Annotated in this window: 16 protein-coding genes and 3 tRNA genes; 6 read left to right on the plus strand and 13 right to left on the minus strand. The window is 57.3% G+C overall.

Going from position 1 to position 19,322, the window contains the following annotated elements:
- Nucleotides 1–1,129 precede the first annotated feature (1,129 nt).
- From HYZ49_06395 to HYZ49_06405, 3 genes are all read left to right on the plus strand, one after another.
- The gene (locus HYZ49_06395) at nucleotides 1,130–2,869 is read left to right on the plus strand and encodes a PKD domain-containing protein (GenBank protein ID MBI3241908.1); all 1,740 of its coding nucleotides are present in this window, start codon (nucleotides 1,130–1,132) and stop codon (nucleotides 2,867–2,869) included.
- Between the two features lie 20 nt (nucleotides 2,870–2,889).
- Nucleotides 2,890–3,930 (plus strand): hypothetical protein, encoded by a 1,041-nt coding sequence (locus HYZ49_06400; protein ID MBI3241909.1) that lies wholly within the window; start codon nucleotides 2,890–2,892, stop codon nucleotides 3,928–3,930.
- A 118-nt stretch (nucleotides 3,931–4,048) separates the two neighbouring features.
- Nucleotides 4,049–5,308 carry a glycosyltransferase gene (locus tag HYZ49_06405; protein ID MBI3241910.1) on the plus strand — a complete coding sequence of 420 codons (1,260 nt, stop codon included), beginning with the start codon at nucleotides 4,049–4,051 and terminating at the stop codon, nucleotides 5,306–5,308.
- 40 nt (nucleotides 5,309–5,348) lie between these two features.
- On the opposite strand, the gene HYZ49_06410 is transcribed toward HYZ49_06405, so the two are convergent.
- The 4 genes from HYZ49_06410 to hisS all read right to left on the minus strand — a co-directional run bounded on the left by HYZ49_06410 (nucleotide 5,349) and on the right by hisS (nucleotide 7,978).
- A complete protein-coding gene (locus HYZ49_06410; protein ID MBI3241911.1) occupies nucleotides 5,349–6,422 on the minus strand; it encodes a hypothetical protein in 1,074 nt (357 codons plus the stop codon).
- Between the two features lie 107 nt (nucleotides 6,423–6,529).
- A tRNA-Arg gene (locus HYZ49_06415) sits at nucleotides 6,530–6,602 on the minus strand.
- A gap of 3 nt (nucleotides 6,603–6,605) precedes the next feature.
- Nucleotides 6,606–6,679, minus strand: a tRNA-His gene (locus HYZ49_06420).
- Between the two features lie 21 nt (nucleotides 6,680–6,700).
- On the minus strand, nucleotides 6,701–7,978 hold the full coding sequence (gene hisS, locus HYZ49_06425; protein MBI3241912.1) for a histidine--tRNA ligase: 1,278 nt from the start codon (nucleotides 7,976–7,978) through the stop codon (nucleotides 6,701–6,703).
- Nucleotides 7,979–8,190: 212 nt separating this feature from the next.
- Between hisS and HYZ49_06430 the strand changes: the two genes are divergently transcribed.
- Together HYZ49_06430 and HYZ49_06435 are read left to right on the plus strand one after the other, a co-directional pair.
- The gene (locus tag HYZ49_06430; protein MBI3241913.1) at nucleotides 8,191–8,568 is read left to right on the plus strand and encodes a hypothetical protein; all 378 of its coding nucleotides are present in this window, start codon (nucleotides 8,191–8,193) and stop codon (nucleotides 8,566–8,568) included.
- Complete coding sequence (locus tag HYZ49_06435; protein MBI3241914.1) at nucleotides 8,556–9,014, plus strand: nucleotidyl transferase AbiEii/AbiGii toxin family protein; 459 nt, start codon at nucleotides 8,556–8,558, stop codon at nucleotides 9,012–9,014. The genes HYZ49_06430 and HYZ49_06435 overlap by 13 nt, the downstream gene beginning before the upstream one ends.
- A gap of 178 nt (nucleotides 9,015–9,192) precedes the next feature.
- On the opposite strand, the gene HYZ49_06440 is transcribed toward HYZ49_06435, so the two are convergent.
- The 9 genes from HYZ49_06440 to HYZ49_06480 form a co-directional block, all read right to left on the minus strand.
- Nucleotides 9,193–11,265, minus strand: a complete 2,073-nt coding sequence (locus HYZ49_06440) for a S9 family peptidase (protein MBI3241915.1) — start codon at nucleotides 11,263–11,265, stop codon at nucleotides 9,193–9,195.
- A gap of 105 nt (nucleotides 11,266–11,370) precedes the next feature.
- Nucleotides 11,371–11,448 (minus strand) — tRNA-Pro (locus HYZ49_06445).
- A 14-nt stretch (nucleotides 11,449–11,462) separates the two neighbouring features.
- A complete protein-coding gene (locus HYZ49_06450) occupies nucleotides 11,463–11,876 on the minus strand; it encodes a hypothetical protein (GenBank protein MBI3241916.1) in 414 nt (137 codons plus the stop codon).
- Entirely contained in the window at nucleotides 11,873–12,898 is a 1,026-nt protein-coding gene (locus HYZ49_06455; protein ID MBI3241917.1) for a 2-dehydropantoate 2-reductase, read from the minus strand. Before HYZ49_06455 ends, HYZ49_06450 begins: the two co-directional genes overlap by 4 nt.
- A 62-nt stretch (nucleotides 12,899–12,960) precedes the next feature.
- Nucleotides 12,961–14,193 (minus strand): anaerobic glycerol-3-phosphate dehydrogenase subunit C, encoded by a 1,233-nt coding sequence (locus HYZ49_06460; GenBank protein ID MBI3241918.1) that lies wholly within the window; start codon nucleotides 14,191–14,193, stop codon nucleotides 12,961–12,963.
- A complete protein-coding gene (gene glpB / locus HYZ49_06465) occupies nucleotides 14,190–15,401 on the minus strand; it encodes an anaerobic glycerol-3-phosphate dehydrogenase subunit B (GenBank protein MBI3241919.1) in 1,212 nt (403 codons plus the stop codon). The genes HYZ49_06460 and glpB overlap by 4 nt, the downstream gene beginning before the upstream one ends.
- 80 nt (nucleotides 15,402–15,481) lie before the next feature.
- Entirely contained in the window at nucleotides 15,482–17,095 is a 1,614-nt protein-coding gene (gene glpA, locus HYZ49_06470; protein MBI3241920.1) for an anaerobic glycerol-3-phosphate dehydrogenase subunit A, read from the minus strand.
- Between the two features lie 42 nt (nucleotides 17,096–17,137).
- Nucleotides 17,138–17,785: an aquaporin gene (locus HYZ49_06475; GenBank protein MBI3241921.1), complete on the minus strand. Its 648-nt coding sequence runs from the start codon at nucleotides 17,783–17,785 to the stop codon at nucleotides 17,138–17,140.
- Nucleotides 17,786–17,898: 113 nt separating this feature from the next.
- On the minus strand, nucleotides 17,899–18,810 hold the full coding sequence (locus HYZ49_06480) for a methionyl-tRNA formyltransferase (protein ID MBI3241922.1): 912 nt from the start codon (nucleotides 18,808–18,810) through the stop codon (nucleotides 17,899–17,901).
- A gap of 202 nt (nucleotides 18,811–19,012) precedes the next feature.
- Between HYZ49_06480 and HYZ49_06485 the strand changes: the two genes are divergently transcribed.
- The coding region (locus HYZ49_06485) for a hypothetical protein (GenBank protein MBI3241923.1) at nucleotides 19,013–19,322 on the plus strand (310 nt) is incomplete at its 3' end.

Raw genomic sequence — 19,322 nt, forward strand, 5'->3', positions numbered from 1 at the left:
AAGGGAACGTCTCCAAGTATCTCGCGCCTCTGCCATCATTATTGGAAACGATCTTGTCGTGCTTGCGTTTGTCGCCTGCGATCTACACTTCGTTGGCTGATAATTCGGTTTTGACAACTTAAATTTGCTCGAAACGAGAGGTATAAAGGCCGGAAAAGATGATTTGCAGCAATTGTTTGACATCGGGTTCTACTGGAAGAGCCTAGACAATCCAAATTGCCCATATTACCAAATCAAGTTGCCGGTAGGTCCCCCTCTCCCCAAACCTGTCCCTTTCTTGTCTTCACAGGATAAGTTTGATATTCTACACGACACAAAGTGTGAGCTTATAGGGTTACCTCAGACATTGCCCGTCCCTGGCTCAAACGATCCAGCTTACCTGTTTGACTCCACAATAAATTATCCCTATCCATCGTCTTCAGACGGGCGATTGTCTAACCCCTTGTTAGATCTCACTCCTGCCAATCAAGACGATGATCCTTGGAGGTTTCAGGGCAATCCATATGCCAACCCAACCACAACTTTTCTGGGGTTGAACGATCCGTCAAGTCTTGACACTTTGCTTAGTCGCCTTGGTAGCTTTAACCACTTACATGTGCTTTACAATGATAGATTGGATGCTGATGTGCAATATGAAGTGAGTTCCAGCAACCATCCTAAGATAAATGGCTTATGGTGGAATGGAGTAGTAAGAGCCGCAAATGTTGGGGATAGTGATGGCACTGTGCCAGCCTACAGCGCTCAGGCTGCCGATCTTTGGCCTGGCTATCAAGACCATAGCCTTTTTTACCCAGAGGCTCCTGGGACCTTTAACCCTGACACGCGGCCAGAGATGCATGTCAATCTCCCAATGTATCCTGAGTCTCAACTCGTGATCGGTCAGATTCTTACCGGCCTGGTGCCTCCTTTCACAACGCCTCTTAACCCTCTTAACGACTTCTTACAGGGAGACGGTAGTGGTCGTACACTGACGGTCACAGGCTTTAGCCCAATTGAGTTGTTGATTACCGATCCGGCAGGGCGGCATTTGGGACATGATCCGTCAACTAACCAGACATTCACTGAAATTCCCCTGGGTTATTACGAACACCCTGTTGGAGGCAAAGCCGATTTGGTGATTTTTGACTCGATGATTGGTGACTATACCCTGACTATCAAAGGCACTGGTTCTGGCGATTACACTTTGGTAGGGTTGTTGTCCGACTCAATAGCGACTGTCCCAGTGTTTTTTGAGCAGAGCGCAGTTCAATTAGGTGATGTGCTAACAGTGACGTTGACCGTCCCGAATGCCAGCAGTGAAGTAGCTTATCCACCTGATGTTCAGGCCGGACCAGACGAAACTGCAAATGTAGGCGAGTCGGCGGCTTTTGCTGGAAGCGTAACAGACATTAATCCAAGCGACACACACACCTATCAGTGGAACTTCGGCGATGGAGCAACCGCCCAAGGCACACTCATTCCAGTCCACGCTTATACGCTTCCCGGCGCCTACACTGTCGTGTTGACAGTTACGGACAGCAGTGGTTTTGTGGTCAGTGATTCGTTGCAAGTCGTCGTCACTCAAACGTCAACGCCTACCTTTACACCTACATCGACGGCCACTGCTACGCCAACCTCTACCGCTACGGCGACACCAACTGCTACCGCAACACGCACCCCAACCGCCACCAACACAACCACAGGTGGAACCACTATCAACATCAACTTCCAACCCGCCTCCGCCCCTGTACCTGCCGGCTACCTCGTTGACAGCGGCGCAGTCTACGGCAATCGCGGCAATGGCTACACTTACGGCTGGAATTTGGATAACAGCGCCAACACCCGCGACCGTAACTCGGCCAGTTCGCCCGACCAGCGGTACGACACGCTCATTCATACTCAAAGCGGCGGGACGTTTACTTGGGAGATTGGAGTGCCGAACGGGACTTACATCGTCCACTTGGTGGCCGGGGACCCCAACTATTACAACAGCGTTTACAAGATTAACGTAGAAAACGTGCTGGTGGTGAACGGCACGCCTACCACCTCAATACGATGGATAGAAGGCACAGCGCAGGTGACGGTAGCCGATGGCAAGTTGACGGTGAGCAACGCGACCGGGTCGAGCAACAACAAGATTGACTTCATCGAAATTACCTCTGGCAGCGGGTCTACGCCGATGAATACTTACACTGCAACCGCCACGCCAACCGCTACTGCGACGTCAACGGCAACGCGCACACCGACTGCTACTGCGACAAGGACGGCAACGAGCACATCAGCCGCAACTGCGACAGCGACGCAGACACCAACCCCAACTATATCCGGCAACTTCCCCTCAACCGGCGTGCTGGATAACTTCAACCGGGCCAATGGCTCGATTGGCAGTAACTGGTCTGGCAACACCGGGAGTTATGCCATCAACGCCAACTATCTCAACGTCACTTCCAACGGCTACATCTTCTGGAACCCAACTTCGTTCGGCGCGAACCAGGAAGCCTATATTACCCTGAGCAATTTCTATTCAAGCGGGGTGGAGCACGACCTCCTGCTCAAGTCGCAATCGAGCACGACATTCACGGCGGGGGTGATTGAGGTGTGGTACGATGCAGCGGGCCATCGGGTGCAGGTGTGGACTTACACGAGCGCCCAGGGCTGGGTACAACGCGGGGCGGATATTCCGGTGACGTTCGTCAATAGCGACCGGCTTGGAGCCAGAGCCAAGGCGGATGGCACGGTGGAAGTCTACCGTAACGGCACACTGCTGGCGACGCGCGATGTGACTGGCTGGCCTTACTATGCCAACGGCGGTTATGTTGGCCTGTGGTTCATCAGTGTAAACAATTCTACGGTCATAGATGACTTTGGCGGTGGAACGATAGCGCCCTGATGTTGGCCAAAGGTGACCGTATGAGCGCAAAGAAAACATTTGTGGGTGGGTGTGCCGCCCTCGGAATGCTTATTGTGATAAGTTGTAGCTGGTTGTATTGGCGCTTGTTTCCACCATGCGGCCAGCCACCAGAAGATCCGAACGTCGAAGTTGTTGTATCGGACTGTCATGCGCCATACCTGGATAGCACATCGCCCGACGGGAAGTATATGGTTTACGCGGATGATAGAGGTTACTGGCTACGGGATCTGCTAACAGGTAAAGAAAAATCACTACCGGCTTTCAGCCCTTACTGGCTTTCAGGTACATTAATCCTGCAAACTGCTGGCGGCGGAGTTCAACAACGGCAATTTTGGGCATATGACGTGACGGACGGAACACAAACACCTTTACAGTGGATAGCCGGAAAGGCGAACTTCTTTAGAGCATTGCCTGCCATCCAACAGGCCGCTGTAATCTATTATGGGGCAGACGAACGGGATCCGATAATTGTAGCGTTGGCAGTTGATTTCAAAGACTATCCATTAGGTAGTTATGCTTTGACGCCGCCTTCAACTCGACAGGGGGGCGATGGAGAAGATGAGGCTCTTCTTGCTTTTCTTCAAGACAATCAGATTCCCTATACTAAGTTCAGAGGTAAGTATTACTATGACGATCCTTTGCCATCCCATGATGGCCAATTGTTGGCAAAGGGCTCCCAGATTGTTGACACCACAGGAAACTTGATCGTTCGAACGTTGGATCCCAATCGTGACATCTATCTCATTTCTCCTGTTGCGGGTTGGGCACATGACGATAGCGGCGTATATCTGCAACATACTCAGAGCACAGGGCCAATCTCTATTCTCACGCCGCTTTTGGTGGGGCATAAAGATCAACCTATTCTCAAACTGAAAGTGCCGCTTCAGTATCTTTCGCCAGAAGCGCGTGCGGCTGAAGAGGCTCGGCAGGCACAAGAGCAGAGGGAAAAACTGCAAAGGACAATAGCCTGGATCGCAGTTGTTCTGGTGATTGTAGGCTTAGCGGTTTTTTGGTGGCGTAGAAGAGCCAAAAACACATAGCCAACCAGTCAACGCAAACAGGAATGAGCCGGGGTAATTCACCCCGGCTTTTCTTTGCCTCGCGCCTCACACACGCTGACTCTAACCGCTTCGCGCACTCTAACTTATAATGGCCCTCATGCGAATAGCCATGCTTTCCGTTCACACCTGTCCGCTGGCAACGCTCGGCGGCAAAGACACCGGCGGCATGAACGTCTACGTCCGCGACCTGAGCCGTGAGTTGGGGCGGCGCGGCATTGGGGTGGATGTGTTCACCCGCTCGCAGGACGAGCACCAGCCGCACGTCAAGCACGACTTGGGCAACGGCAACCGGGTGGTGCATATCCCGGCCGGGCCGGAGCGCCCGATGGCCAAGACCGACATCTATCGCTACCTGCCTGAGTTTGTGGGCGGGGTGCGCGAGTTTGCGGCGCTGGAAGGCCTGCATTACGACCTGATTCACTCGCACTACTGGCTCTCGGGGGTGGTGGCCCACGAGCTTCGCAAGTTCTGGAACGTGCCTTTCGTTCACATGGCCCACACTCTGGGCGTGATGAAAAACCGGATCGCCCAGCGGCCCGAGGATCGCGAATCCGATCTGCGTCTGGAGATGGAAGAAGAGATCGTCCACTGGGCCGACCGCCTCATTGCCGCCACCGAGGCCGAGAAGGCGCAAATGCAAATGCTCATGCAGGCCAACACCCGCAAGGTGGAAATCATCCCGCCGGGGGTTGACCTGACCATGTTCCACCCCCTTTCAATGGCCGAAGCCAAGTCTCGCATCGGCGTGCCGCCCTCCGACACCATGTTGTTGTTCGTGGGCCGCATTGAGCCGCTCAAAGGCGTGGACACGCTCTTTCGGGCGATGAAGTTGTTGCGCGATCGCGGAGCCATGCCGTCGCATCTCTGCCTCTCTATCATCGGCGGCGACGCCTCAGAGGACACGGCTCACGACAACGACGAAATGGAACGACTAAGAGCTTTGCGGCACGAACTTGGAATCGGCGATGTGGTGGCGTTCCTGGGCAAGCGCGATCAAGACTCGCTGAACGATTACTACGCTTCAGCGCAGGCAGTTATTATGCCTTCACACTACGAGTCATTTGGCATGGTGGCGCTGGAGGCCATGGCCTGCGGCACGCCGGTGATTGCCTCCGAGGTGGGCGGGCTGGCGTTTCTGGTGCGGGACGAAGAGACCGGCTTCCACGTGCCCGACCGCGACCCCGAAGCCCTGTGCGACCGCTTGCAATGGATCATCCACGACCCGACTCTGCGTGGCCGGCTTGGGGCCAGGGCCGCCGAGTATGCCAAAGAATATACCTGGCCGTTGATTGCGGAGCGGATTGTCAAAGTTTACGAGTCGGTCAGCAATAGACAGGGAGACAAGGAGACAAGGTGACAAGGAGATCGCCTTGTCTCCCCTTCACCTTGTCTCCTTGTCATGGAAAGTAAGTCCCCCAAACTTCAAAATACGCGCATCGCGTCGAAACGTAAGTCGTAAACTCCACCAGCTTCTTTTCCTGCTCGTCCCGCTTCAACCATAAATCAAGATCGTCGGCGCGCTGGCGGCATTTGAGGATCAAGTCGTTGACGACGAACGGCGCCACGCCCACCCACTGGCTGACGCGGTTTACGATGACCCGCTGATTCCGGCGTAGAAAGTTGTCGGCGTGAATGTAGCCGCGCTCGATCTTCTGGCCGTTTCGCAGTTTGGGCCGGGCGCGGAAGATGTACTTAAGATCGGGGTCAACAAAACCGGCGGCGTTTTTGCGGTAGTAGGTTGGGCGGCCTTTGAAGAACTGGGCCAGAGTCATTTTGTATTCCGACAACCCTTCATACTCGTTGGGAATGTTTTCGATGAGCGGTTCCTGGTTGCGGTACTCACGCACAATCTTGTCCACAAACTCCAGCTTGCGGAGCGCGCCGGGGTAGTTGCGCCACTTCTTGCGCCAATTCAGGCGCGGCGTGAGCCAGACCATGAACGTCTCGGCAAAATCGTCGTCAGGGTGTTTTTGGGCATAGTGGTCACCCGAAGGGTTGACGTAGTCGCGGCTCCAGGGATTGACGTAGCGAATGTACTGATCGGTCATTGGATAGGTGCGGAAGTAGTGGCCGCGCACGTTGAAGACTTCGCGGAACTCGGGCAGGCGGTAGAGCTTGTAAGCGTAAGCGAAGGCATGGCCCACTTCGTGGCGGACGGTGGCAATCACTTCCTCGGGTGTGTAAGCCCAGCCCCGGAATTCCTTGTTGAGCGCCCGCAGTCGTTCGGTAGTGTCGTAAAAGCCGAAGCAGATGTTGGTGGTGCCTTCAATCGTGCCGTAGCCGGTGGAGAGATAATAGAACGGCTTGAGCTTGTTGATCCTCATCCGGGCCATGTCGGCCCGGACGATGCGAACGGCTTCGCTTAACAGCGGCGAATTTTCAACCGCCAGGCCGAGTTTGTTGAGGGGCGTGGTCAGCAGTTCAAGGCGCAGGGTTTCTTCACTGTAAAGCAGTTGTCGGGTGCGGCGCATGGCAGGAAAGTAGGCAAGTAGAAAGGGAAACAGGTAAACAAGTGGCCTCACTTGTATACCTACCTGCACCCCTGTTTACTTGTCTACGTCTTTACTTTTGGAGACAGCGCCCGCGGCAAGACTCGAACTCGCAACCCCTTGATCCGAAGTCAAGTGCTCTATCCATTGAGCTACGCGGGCAAGGGTGCCTGATGGGACTTGAACCCACAACATCCACATCCACAGTGTGGCGCTCTAACCACTTGAGCTACAGGCACCATTTTAGCAGGGGGATTTTATCACGAACCCGATTGCCCTTCAAGAATTTGGCGGATGGTTGTCGCCGCCTCTGTTTGTTTAACCGTCACCTGCGTCCGGGCGGCCAGGTTTTTCACCGTCACCTGGCCTGCCGCCGCCTCGTCCGGCCCCACAATGACGGCCACCCGGATGCCCTGAGAATCGGCGTATTTTAGCTGCTTGTCCAGTTTAACCGGCTCGGGGAACAGCTCGACGGCCAAACCGGCGGCCCGAAGGTCGCGGGCGACACTCAGGGAATCATTCAGGCTGTCGGCCCCAAAAACTGTCACCAGAGCCGAGGCCGGTGACTTGGCAAAGGCGGGGACTTTATTGTATTTGGCCGCCACCAGGCCGATCACCATGTCGCCCAGGGCAAAGCCCACACCCGAAATTCGGTCGCCGCCCACGTCGGCCACCAGGTTGTCGTAGCGCCCGCCGCCGAGGATGGCCCGAAACTCGCCGTCGCGGTCGCGGGCTTCCATCACCGTTCGGGTGTAGTAGTCGAGGCCGCGCACCACGCCCGGCTCATACTCGAAATACTCGCCCACACCCATCGTTTCAAGGATGGCAAAGAACCTCACCAACTCGTCGGACTTGCGCCACAAGTCTTTGTCGGCCAGCAGGGCGCGAACGCCTGATGTTTGTTCAGCCGTCAACCCCTGGGCAACGCCGTACTCGGCCCAGGCTTGCGGCGAGAGTTTGTCAATGCGGTCAATCAGGCGCAAGGCGGGCTTGATGTCGCCAATGCCCAGGGCGGCGATCTGCTCGGCCATCAGCTTGCGGTTGTTGATCTGGATTTTGACTTCGGCCGGCGTGAGGCCGACGAGCCGAAAGAATTCAGCACCGATGGCGGCGATCTCGGCATCGGCCTCTATCGAGTCACTGCCCAGCAGGTCAATGTTCCACTGGAAGAATTCGCGCGAGCGGCCCTTTTGCGGGCGCTCGTAGCGCCACATCGGGCCAAAGCTCCACCAGCGAATCGGGCGCGGCAACTGCCCGGCCCGGCTTGCCACCATGCGCGCCAGCGAAGGCGTCAGTTCGGGCCGGAGCGTGATCTGCTCGCCCCCCCGATCGTTGAAGACGAAGGCCTGCTCTTTGACCAACTCTTCGCCACTCTTGGCGGCGTAAAGCTCCAGCGTTTCCAGAAACGGCCCGTCGTATTCCTGGTAGCCATACTTTTGCGAGACGGCCTTCATGTTGGCATACAGCCAGTTGCGGAGCGCCATCTGCTCCGGGTAAAAATCGCGTGCGCCTTTGACGGTTGGGATTTTAGTTTTCATGGTTGTTGATGATTAGAGAATTGGGAGGATTGGAGAATTCAATCTCCACGCGAAGCGTCTAATCCCCAATCTCTAAAACAAAACGGCGCAGGCCAGAGAGCCTACGCCGTCGAAGTTCTACAAACTGCCGCGTTCAGCCCAAGCTGAAATGACCATTGTGATGATGGTGGTGATGCGAAGCGGTGGCATGGGTGAGCAGGCAATACTTATTCATGGGCGGTATTTTAGCATTAATTGGCGCAGAGTGGTGTAAACTTATTTCCATGAACCAATCACTTCAACCGGTCGGCGAAAAGACCGCCGCAGGTATCCCGCTCAGTTTGGCCCCTTGTTTTCAAGAATATGTTCTGGAGCGGATCGATCCAGCGCAACATGCAGATTTGGTAATTGAGCGTGTGCTGGCTAATGGCGACCGGTGTGAATTGCGCTGGCTTTTTGACCATTATGGGCGGGCGAGTATCACTAACTGGGTTCAGCAGTTGGGCGCTCGCCGTTTGCCCTGGCGGCGTTATAACTTGTGGTGTGTACTGCTTGAATTACCAGCCGCCCGGCGGCTCCGCCCAGACGAAGGGCAGATATGGCCTCACTAAACCCGGTTCACTGGGAAACCATTACCTCTCAAATGCGAGAGATATTGCAATTTGTTGGGCAACGTCCCTTTGCTCGGCGCTTTTATTTGGCGGGCGGAACAGCCCTGGCCTTGAGGTTGGGGCATCGGCGTTCAGTAGATTTCGATTTTTTCTCTGCCTCTGATGAAGTGACCCGTACAACACGGCAGGAGATTTTGCAGGCGCTCACGCCGCTGGCCCCTCAAGCTTTGGAAGATGCAGACGGCAATCTGTTATTACGAGTGCAGGATGTTCACGTGGGGTTCTTCGGCTATGGCTACTCGCTTCTTACACCCACTGATGATGTGGAAGGTGTGCAGGTAGCTTCGATTGTTGATGTGGGATTAATGAAGTTGGATGCCCTATGCCCGCGATTTCGAGTTGATGGCGGTAGAAAGTTTGGTTTTGTTCGAGAATGCCGATCGTGATCTGCAACCGGAACTGCTTATCAATTTGCCTTGGGAGCAAGTTCGCCAATTTTTTATCGAGCAAGCGCGATCTCTTGGCAGAACCTGGTTCGGCAGTCAGTCGAGTTGAATGGATTGGTTGTTCATTTGTGGGAGTAACGGATTGGCCGATTAAACGGATCGCGTCCGCTAAATTCGATTAATCCACTGTTCTTTTCTTCTTGCAATATCGATCAAACCACCCCACCATCCGGTTCAACCGGTCCACCCGGTGCTGCGGCTCGCCACTGCGGCTCATCTCGTGGCCCTCACGCGGGTAGCGGTAGAACACGACTTCACGCTTGAGCCGCTTGAGGGCAGTATAAAGTTGCTCGGCTTCAGAGACAGGGCAACGGTAATCATTCTCCTGATGTTCAATCGCCAGCGGCGTCTTGATATTTCTCACGTAAGCCAGCGGTGACTGGCCCCAGCACTTATCCAGCGCATCGTAAGGCATGGTCACATCGAACTCGCGCTCTGTGAACCACGGAATGTCCGATACGCCGTACATCGAGATCACGTTATACAATCCGCGTTGCGACCAGGCGCAGGCAAAGCGATTGTCGTGGCTCACAATCCAGGCCGTCATGTAGCCGGCATAACTGCCGCCGGTCAGGGCCATGCGCTTCGAGTCCACGAAGCCCAGCGCCGCCACCGTCTCCACGCCCGTCAAAATGTCGCGCATCACGTCGCTCCCCCAGTCGCCGGTGATGATGGACGAGAACTCGGAGCCGTAGCCGTCCGAGCCGCGCGGGTTGCAGTAGAACACGGCGTAACCACGCGCCGCGTGCAGTTGCCACTCCAGCCACATGCTGGGCATGGCCGGCCCCCACATCACGTGCGGCCCGCCGTGCATGTTCACCGCCAGCGGATACTTCTTGCCTTTCTTGAAACCTATCGGCTTCAGCACCCAGCCTTGAATGGGCCGCCCGTCGTGCGCGGTGAAGCTCACGTCTTCGGCTTGGGCGACGTGAACCTCGTCGAGCAATTTCTTGTTGAAGTCGGTGAGGCGTTCTTCTTTTCGATTTCGCCGGACGTAAACGTCTGCTGGCCGCTCAGGCGAAGAGGCGACGAAGGCGACGGTTTCAGACTCAGAGACGGTGAACCCGGTCACCATCCGCCGCTCGCCGATCACTTTCACGGGGTCGCCGCCGCTGATCGTCACCCGGTAGATTTCCACATTCCCATGATCGCCTGCCTGCAAGTACAACGATTTCGAATCCGACGACCAGTGAATGGCCTCCACCTGCCGATCCAACTTCAACGTGAGGTCGCGAGCCGGGCCACCTTTGGCGGGCAAAATCGCCAGATGCACCGACTGGCCGTACGAGCCGGTTCGCGGATGCCGCAGAGTCGCCAGCCACTTGCCGTCCGGCGAAGCCTTGATGTTGAAGTAATCGCGATCGGTCTTCGTCACCCAGACGAACGATTTGCGTTTGCCGGTGGAGCTGAAGCGAACGACATCTTGTTGATGCCAGGGATCGTAATCCGGGTCACGAGATTGAATCGAGTAAATGGATTTGCCGTCAGGCGACCATTCGATCTCGTTGAAGTTCATATCGCCGTCGCTGAGGCGGCGAGGCTTGGCCGTCTCGCCCTCGGCGGGCGCGTCCATCACGTAAATGTGCGAGAAGCGATCGTCGAAAAACTCGGTGCCGGTGCGAAATGGAAAACGAGTGATCGCGCGCGGATCGGCTTTCTTCTTCTCTTTGTCTTCCCTGATTTCTTTTCGATGCTTTGCTTCCAAATCGGTTTGCGGCGGCGGCTCTTCTTTGCCGCTGTCCTCGTTAGCCCGCTCTTCGGCATTGAGGCGCGAGAGGAAGGCGAGACGTTTGCCGTCGGGACTCCAAACCGGATTGGCGGCCCCGTTTGGCATTGAGGTGATGGGCCGGGCTTCACCGCCGCTCAGGCCGATGAGGTAAATTTGCGCGCGAGGCGCGTCATTTCGCGCTGAGACAAAGGCCAGCGTTTGGCCGTCGGGACTCCAGCGCGGCGAGTGGTCGAGCTTGTCGCCAGAAGTGAATTGGCGGACGCGCGGCGCTTTGCCGGTCAGGTCGGCCAGCCAAATATTGCGCTTGTACTTGTTCTGTAGCTTGTCGGTCGTCACTTTGACGAAGGCGACATGACTTCCGCTCGGGCTGATTTGGGGGTCTTCGACCAGTTGCAGGGTGTATAGGTCTTCGGCAGTGAGGGGGCGTTTGACGGCGTTTTTTACGGCGCTTTTCGTAGGCAAGGCAGGCTCCTCTTTGAAAACGGATTCAGCGGATGTAGCGGGTGATGATAACTGATTTTTGATGGAAATGAAAACTGCCTGTGATGATTTATCACAGGCAGTCTCTGGTCGGGGCGAGAGGATTTGAACCTCCGACCCCTTCAACCCCATTGAAGTGCGCTAGCCGGGCTGCGCCACGCCCCGACGACCGAGGCGCATTATACCATACCCAACTTATCCCAACGCTCGCGGTATTCTTCGGCAGGGTGAGTGCCGCGAACCTGCCCACTGCGTGACGGCAGTAAGCGAATATGAAACACTGCTTTGCCTTTGACTTCCACCGCAGGAACAACAAAGGCGGTTTCACTATCCAACTCGTAAACAACCAGAAATTCGAATTGGCCCGGTTGAAAACGAACACGGTTGTTTTTCGCGCGACAATTGATGCTGATGAAGTTGCCTTTGGCATGGGTCGTCCGAATTTGCAAGCGGATCATTCGCCCATCTTTTTCGGCGACAAGATCGTAAGGCGCAGAATTGCCATAGGGAATTAACACTTGCCAGCCGGCTTCTATCAGCTTTTGCATGACAGCCACTTCGCCGATCTGCCCGATAGAAGAAGTGTTCCTCATTGCAGAATCCCCGCCGCCAGCTTATCCGGCTTGCCGCGATACTCGTCCCAGGAAATTCGCCCAGCTACAATCCCTTCGAGCATTTCAGTGAGAGCATGGTTGATAGGTGCACGAAGACCGAGCGCTTCGGCGTGGCGGGCAACCGCGCCGTTGAGGTAGCTGATTTCGGTGCGAGCCTTGCCGGCGATCAAGTCGAGATGCAACGACGGTTTCTTTTTTCCCCGGCCACCGGCCAGCGCCTGCCGAAACGCGGGCTGGTACAACCTGGGCGGCAGATATTGCAAGGCAAAGGCCAATTGCAAAGTTGGCGAGCGGGGGAGAGCAACGGCGGCCAACCCTTTGGCCCTCATCACAGCCAATGCCTCTTTCAATGCGCCTATCTCAATCGCATACAACCCCGGATGGGTGAATACCTTTTCGGTGGATACGTCACAAATGGCGGCAGTGGCGTTGCCCATCAAATTGGTCAACAGCTTTGTCCACTTCATTGCCTCGGCGTTTGGATAAAGTTTGGTGAAGACGCCACTGCTTGACAGGGCGGCGGCCAGCCTTTGGCTCAAGGGGTGGCCGCCGACAATCCCCGCCCCGCGTTTCTTTTCCACAACGATCACGCCGGATTTTGGATTGGCAACCGCTGTGAGCACCGTCCCGGCGAGCACATTTTCTGCGCCGAAGGCGGCGGCCAGCTTTGGCTCGTTGTCCACGCCGTTTTGCAGGCAGAGGATGGGCGGCGGTTTGCCGATTGCTTTGAGATCGGCAATGACGGTTTCGGTGTCGAACGATTTGAGGGCGATGATGATGCAGTCGTAATTGTCGCCGGTCAATGCCTCAGCCGGGTTGGTGACGGTGAGAAGCGGTTGCGCCTTGTATGCCTTGTCTCGATAGAAAAGGGCGAGGCCGCGCTTGTTGAGAACTTCAGCCTGGCCGGGGCGGGCGATGAAGGTGACATGATGCCCGGTCAGGATCAACGACCCGCCGATGTAACCGCCAATTGCGCCTGCGCCGTAAACGAGGATGTTCATCAGTGTTCAGTGTTCAGTGGTCGGCGGTCAGTGCTATCTGCTCACTGACTACTGCCCACTGATTACTGCTTTCTGCCCTTGTACGCTTCTGCCATCACCTCAATCGGGTGAACTGCCTTTTTGCCGGTGTGGCTTTCGATCCACCAGCGGCAGGTTTCCGAGTCACAGACCACTCGCTCCGGTTTCTCGTGGGCGATCTGGTTGAACAAGGGCTGGCCGACAGCGGCGGCAATATTATATTTCTCTTTCTTCAGCCCGTAGGTTCCGGCCACGCCACAGCAGTCGGCGCGAGACTCGACGACAGTGAAGCCGAAGCGGCGCAGGAAGTCGGCGGCGGGGCGGCCAAACCCATGCGTGCGTTGCTGGCACGGTGCGTGATAGACCACTTTCTCGCTGCGGCGCACAAAGCGCGTGTCTAGCAACCCTTCCTCATCAAGCATCTCTAAAAATTCAAAGATGTCATAAGTATTGCTTGTCACCAGTTCAAGGTCGGGATCGTCAATGCCCAGCACGGCCTGATACTCGTGCTTGATGGCCAGCGTGCAACTGGTGGACGTGCCGACGATGACGTAGCCCTCGCGCACCCAGGGGGCCAGCTTGCGAATGTTATTCCTTGCATACGCTCGCGCTGATTCAAAGTCGCCATTCGACTGCATGGGCAGGCCGCAACAGTTCTGCTCGGCCACCGTTACCTTGATTTGATTGCGCTCCAGCACTTCAATGGCCGCCTTGCCAATGCGTGGCTCGTAATAGTTGGTGGCGCATCCGTGAAAATACAATACCTTTCGCGCCCCGATCATTCGCCCTGCCGCCGGAGTTTTCTTGAACCAGCCGCGAAACGTTTCGCGCGAGAAAGTTGGAAATTTAGCGCGGGCGTCAATGCCCAGCACCCACTCAACCAATTTTCGCAAAGGCGGAATCTTGAGCGGGATGTTGGAAAAAGGGGCGAAGGGTGAACCAAGCTTCCCCAACAGTTCCGACCGCCCCAACAGCCAGTTGCGCAGCGGCAGGCCGTCGCGTTTCATAATCCCGGCGCGGGCGATGGCGTTCATCTCCGCAATTTGCACGCCGTGCGGGCAGACGAGCGAGCAAACGCCGCAGGCCGAGCAGTAGTCAAGCGACTTGTCGGGCGAGGGCAGGTGCGGGTCGCGGAAGCGTTGGGCCTGCGGCCCGACGGCTTTGGGGCCGGGGAACAAATCGGTGACGGTTGCCACCGGGCAGGCCGAGGTGCAAATGTTGCACTTGATGCAGAGGTCGGAGGTGAGGGGGATAGAGTTCACAGGCGGCACAATCATAACAACTCAATTGCTCGGTAAGCCGTCGCCAACTCAATGCCCTGGCGCGAGCCTTCACTCAGGCGATCCGCTCCGGCGAGAAGACTACCGACGGCGCGCAGGTTGGAGGCAACCGGCTTGCCATCTTTGCCGATTGGCTGTAGTTGCTTGTTGACCTGCACGCCGAACTTGGCAAAAGGGTGCGGGCCGAGGAAGACTTCGGATGTCCAATCGGCGCGAGTGGACGGGGCGGCGACGGGGAGATTGAAGACGGACTCGCGGATTGCGCCGCCAAATTCGCCGGTGAGGCCGCCGTGTAGAAAACCACCCGTCGCCAAAATAATGGCTTCCGCTTCGTATTCCCGTTTACGCCCGTTGGCGTCGGCGGTGACAGTGGCGCGTTTGTTTTCGATGCGGCCACTCACGGTCGGGCCGATGATGATCCGCCCGCCACGCGCTTGAAAATCGTTCCGCAAAATATCGAAGAGCCGCATGCCCGGCACGCTCGGCGGCAGAACCGGAATCTCGAACAGTTCAATGCCGAGCGCCGAGTCGAGATGGCGTTTGGCTTCCACCGCGTGATCGAGTCCGAGAATAGCCGGGAGGCCGATTCGTTTTGGCGCATGTGTCAGCAATGGCCGCCAAACTTCAATGAGTTGTTCGCGATAATCGGCGCGGTCGAAGAGATGGGCCAGGTCAGTCGCGTAAGCGTCTCGGTGTGTTGGAGCGTGAGGAATAGGAAGGCCAATAACTGATAACTGATAACTGTTTACTGACGGCTGGAGATTGACGATTGCGAAATTGGCATTGAAATCGCGGAAGCCCGGCAGGTCGGCGAGGGTGAACGGCTGGGGGCGGCTGAGGTCGCCGGCGATCATGGTTTCAGGCGCAAGGCAGGTTTGGCGAGTCGCCCCGGCGGCAGTTGGCAGGCGAAAGTTGGCGTTGAGATCGCCGTGAAGAGGATAGCCCGCTTCGGCGCAGATGGTCTTGAGTTCATCGAGGGCGGCGAGAAGCGCGTGTGAACCGGCCAGGCCGTAAGGATGATCAAGTGTCGTTTGACGTTTGTCGAGTGAGGTAAGTTCACTCAGCACGTCAATCGTGCCAGTGCCAACGTGCGTGCCGCCGAGGCCGCGCGCCAGAATCAAGGCCTGCTTGCCGCGCCGCGCCGCCAGGCAACCGGCGAAGAGGCCGGAGAGACCGGCGCCGATGATGAGGAGATCGTATACCATAAGGTAAATCCCAACTCCCAAAAACCCAAAACCCCAAGCGTTGCCAATTGGGATTTTGGAAGTTGGGATTTTGGGATTCTTTAGCTCGTCTTCTCCGTCGGATACACTTCCATTTCGCGTTCGGTAGGCAGGTTTTGGACGCCGAGGATGTTGTGGTAGATGTGCAGGTCGAGTTCGAGCGAGCGCAGGCTGTGGCCCCACATCACCGGGCGCTCGCCCTTCCAGCGTTCTTGGAGAAATTGTAAGAGTTGGAAGTTGGTCAAAGGGTCGGGTGGTCCGGTAGTCGAGTGGTCGTTGAAGTATTCGCGAATGATGCCTGCCGCGCGATAAGCACAGAAGCCGGCCTGGCAGGGGCCCATGCCCAGACGCAAATCGCGCCGCAAGTCGTTGAGGATGGGCGAGCCGGACTCGCGAAGGCTCGACTCGATTTGGGAGCGGGTGACGAGTTCACATTCGCAAATCACCGGGTCAGGTGGTCGAGTGGTCGGGTCGTCAAGTGGTCGTTCCAGTGCGGCGAGACGATTGGGAAGCGTATGCAATTTTGCGCCGGGCGGCTCGATGAGGGTGTCCGCCGTGACACATTTGCGCTCGACGTTGAGTTTGGCGCAGGCGGCGTCCACGAGCAGTTGGGCCATGTGGCGAAAGGTGGTGAACTTGCCGCCGACCATCGAGAGCAATCCAGGCACACCGTCGCGCGTTTCGTGATCAAGCAAAGCGTGGGCGCGGCTCATCAGCCGCGAGTCGGCGCCACCGGGATCGTAAAGCGGCCTCACCCCGGCCCAGGCCCGCAGGGCGCGATGCTCTTTGAATCCGGGAACAAGTTGTTCGCCTTCTTCCATCAGCAAGTCAACTTCCCAATCTTCGATGGCGTACTTGTCAGGGTCGGGCACGGCAGTGTCGGTGGTGCCGATGACAGAGACGGTTCCCACCGGAACCAAAATGTCCCCGTCAGACGGCGGCTTCAACCGGTTGATCACGGTGTTGACCAGACGGCTGTTCATGGCGATCATCACGCCCTTGCCGGGAGTCACTTTCACACTGCATCCAGCCATCTCGGCGACCTTGCCTGCCCACGCGCCGGAGCAGTTGAGGATGAGATCGGCGTAGATGGTGAACGGTTCACCCGTCTTTAGCGCCTCACCGGCCACTCCTACAACCCGGTCGCCCGACTTGAGAATCTCGGTGACGCGGTGGCGCAGAAACACCTCGCCGCCCGCCGACTTCACCGCTCCGGCCAGCAGGTGCAAAGCGTCGAACGAGTCGCAGGCGGCGTCCTGCACTTCAAAGACGCGGCTGAGGTTTGGATTGAGGAGTGGCTCGCGTTTGAGGGCCTGGGTGACTGGAATTTCGTTCGCGGGGACGTGGCAGGTTTTGCAGGCGGCGGCGAACTGATCGGCGTAGTCGGCGGGGTCGGCGGGGGTGGCGGCGAAGTAGCCGCCGGTGTCTTCAATGGCCGACGGCATGATCTTGCGCAAGAGGGCGTTCTCGTGAGCGCACTCGCTGGCCGACTGTGGGTCGCGAATGACGTAGCGTCCGCCGGAGTGGAGCAGGCCGTGATAGCGGCCACTCGTGCCGTGGGCGAGGTCGCCCTTTTCGAGGACGAGAGTCTTGAAGCCGCGCAGGGCGGCGTCCCAGCCTGCGCCGAGGCCGGTCGCGCCGCCGCCGAGGATCAGAATCTCGGTTGAAAGTTTCACTGGTGTTGGAATGGGTCGTAGAGACGACCCGCCGGGTCGTCTCTACTTGCGGAAGAAGTTGTCGTAGAGCAAGGCGGCCACAGCCGCGCCGATGAACGGGCCGACGAGATACATCCAGAAGTACGACAAGTCGCCGGTAGCCAGCGCCGGGCCGAGGGTGCGGGCCGGGTTCATCGAAGCGCCGGTGAGCGCGCCGCCCATCAAAATGTCCATGAGCAGAACAAAGCCAATGGCGAAACCGGCGGCGTCCCCGTTGCGCCCGCTCACCGCTGTGCCAAACACGGCGGTCACCAGGAAGAAGGTGAGCACGGCTTCGACGACGATGGTTTTGACCGGATCAGAAGAAGTGAGCGAGCCGGTGGTTGCGCCGAGGCCGCTGCCCGTGCCGACGACGTAAGCCAGCAGGAAGGCGGCGATGATGGCGCCGATGAATTGGGCGATCCAGTAGCCGACAGCGTCGGGCCACTTGATCTTGCCGGTGAGGGCCAGGCCAAAGGTGACGGCGGGGTTGACGTGGGCGCCGGAGATCGAACCCCAGGCGTAGACGATGACCATGAGGGCCACGCCGTGCGCCAGGGCTACAGCCACGATTCCGCCGCCATTGGAGCCGGCCAGCGCCCCGGCGCCGGCCCCGATGAAGGTGAGGGTGAAAGTTCCGATCAGTTCTGCCAACAATGCTTTGGTGTTCATAGGTGTCCTTTTGGTTTAGAGGCGTTGTAGCGCGATTTGGCCGCTCCGCGTCGCGCCCAGGGGTTTAGCTGAGTCAACACCAAATGCTTTGCGTAGTTGTGTGCCCGGTTTAATCACCCAAGTTGTGTGCCGATGAACTTCGGGTTGCCGTTGAGGAAGTCGGCGGCGGGCATGGCGTTTTTGCCGGGCGGCTGAATCTCGTCCAGCACCAGCACACCCTCTGCGGCGCCAATGGCCGGCAGGTTGTCCACTTTGATGACGTGGCCGGGGGTAGTGGTGATGTCGAGCCGGGGGTGGGCGCGGATGACCTTGAATGGTTCATCGTTGAGATGGAAGAACGCGCCCGGCCAGTCGTTCATGGCCCGCACCCGGCGGTCGAGCGCGGCCGCGTCGTCGGTGAACTTGAGCAAGCCATCCTCTTTTTTGAGTTGCGGCGCGTAACTGGAGAGCGAGTTGTCTTGCGGAATTTCTTCCAGCGTCCCGGCCAGATATTCGCTCAGGCGGTCGTGTAAAATGTCGGCGGCGAGGAAGGAGAGGCGCTTGGCCAGGCGGGCGGCGGAGTCGGTGGGCAGAATGGGCGCGGTGCGTTGGGCCAGCATCGGGCCGGTGTCCAGGCCAACATCCATTTTCATCAGCGTTACGCCGGTCTTGACTTCGCCCGCCAAAATTGCGGCGGGGATGGGAGCCGCGCCGCGATATTGGGGCAGGAGTGAGGCATGAACGTTGAGGCAACCCTGTTTCGGCAGGTCAAGCACATCCGGCTTGAGAATCTTGCCAAAGGCCACGACGATAATCACGTCCGGCGCCCAGGCCCGCAATTGGTCCATCGCCTCACTCAGGCGTTCGGGTTGGATGGCGGGCAGGTTCAATTCGTCGGCGGCTTGTTTGACAGGGCAGGGCGTGAGCCCGCGCCCGCGCCCGGCGGGCCTGTCCGGCTGGGTGAGGACGCCGACGACTGACTCGGCAATGGCTTGTAAACTTGGCACGGCAAATTCGGGAGAACCCATGAAGACGATTCTTGTCATAGCGCCGATTTTAGCATAGAGCCGGGCGAGTTGGCACAACGAGTAGGGCGAATTGCCAATTCGCCCTACAAACGTATCCAAAGGTAAAAAGCGGTGTTACTTCAGGTGACTTGCAAACACGTCGGAGGATGCTACAATCACATCCAATCCGGCCCTGTTCCGGTTCACAAAAACAACTTTCACAACAAAGGAGAACTAAACGATGAGCGAACAAATGGGTGGCAGTTCAATGGGCGAAGTGACCAGCGATGACAAGCTGTGGGCATTGCTGTCTTATGTCTTTTCGCCGCTGACGCCGGTCATCATCATACTATTCCTGCCCGACAAGAAAGATAGACCCTTTATCAAGTCCCACAACATGCAGGCGTTGATTTTGGGCATCGTCACGGTTGTAACATCCGGCATCTGCATCGGTATTTTGATCTGGCTCTACCAAGTCTATTGCGGCATCCAGGCTTACAGCGGCAAGCCGGTCGTCATCCCAGTCATCACCGACTTCGTCAAGAACCAGG

The sequence above is a fragment of the Chloroflexota bacterium genome (genome assembly GCA_016197225.1).
Classification (GTDB): Bacteria; Chloroflexota; Anaerolineae; order Anaerolineales; family VGOW01; genus VGOW01.

Excerpts from the sequence above, each read along its gene's own strand:
- HYZ49_06395 (MBI3241908.1), top strand. The coding sequence starts at position 1,130 with ATGATTGGTGACTATACCCTGACTATCAAAGGCACTGGTTCTGGCGAT.
- HYZ49_06400 (MBI3241909.1), top strand. The coding sequence starts at position 2,890 with ATGAGCGCAAAGAAAACATTTGTGGGTGGGTGTGCCGCCCTCGGAATG.
- HYZ49_06405 (MBI3241910.1), top strand. The coding sequence starts at position 4,049 with ATGCGAATAGCCATGCTTTCCGTTCACACCTGTCCGCTGGCAACGCTC.
- HYZ49_06410 (MBI3241911.1), bottom strand. The coding sequence starts at position 6,422 with ATGCGCCGCACCCGACAACTGCTTTACAGTGAAGAAACCCTGCGCCTT.
- hisS (MBI3241912.1), bottom strand. The coding sequence starts at position 7,978 with ATGAAAACTAAAATCCCAACCGTCAAAGGCGCACGCGATTTTTACCCG.
- HYZ49_06430 (MBI3241913.1), top strand. The coding sequence starts at position 8,191 with ATGGGCGGTATTTTAGCATTAATTGGCGCAGAGTGGTGTAAACTTATT.
- HYZ49_06435 (MBI3241914.1), top strand. The coding sequence starts at position 8,556 with ATGGCCTCACTAAACCCGGTTCACTGGGAAACCATTACCTCTCAAATG.
- HYZ49_06450 (MBI3241916.1), bottom strand. The coding sequence starts at position 11,876 with ATGAGGAACACTTCTTCTATCGGGCAGATCGGCGAAGTGGCTGTCATG.
- HYZ49_06455 (MBI3241917.1), bottom strand. The coding sequence starts at position 12,898 with ATGAACATCCTCGTTTACGGCGCAGGCGCAATTGGCGGTTACATCGGC.
- HYZ49_06460 (MBI3241918.1), bottom strand. The coding sequence starts at position 14,193 with ATGATTGTGCCGCCTGTGAACTCTATCCCCCTCACCTCCGACCTCTGC.
- glpB (MBI3241919.1), bottom strand. The coding sequence starts at position 15,401 with ATGGTATACGATCTCCTCATCATCGGCGCCGGTCTCTCCGGCCTCTTC.
- HYZ49_06475 (MBI3241921.1), bottom strand. The coding sequence starts at position 17,785 with ATGAACACCAAAGCATTGTTGGCAGAACTGATCGGAACTTTCACCCTC.
- HYZ49_06480 (MBI3241922.1), bottom strand. The coding sequence starts at position 18,810 with ATGACAAGAATCGTCTTCATGGGTTCTCCCGAATTTGCCGTGCCAAGT.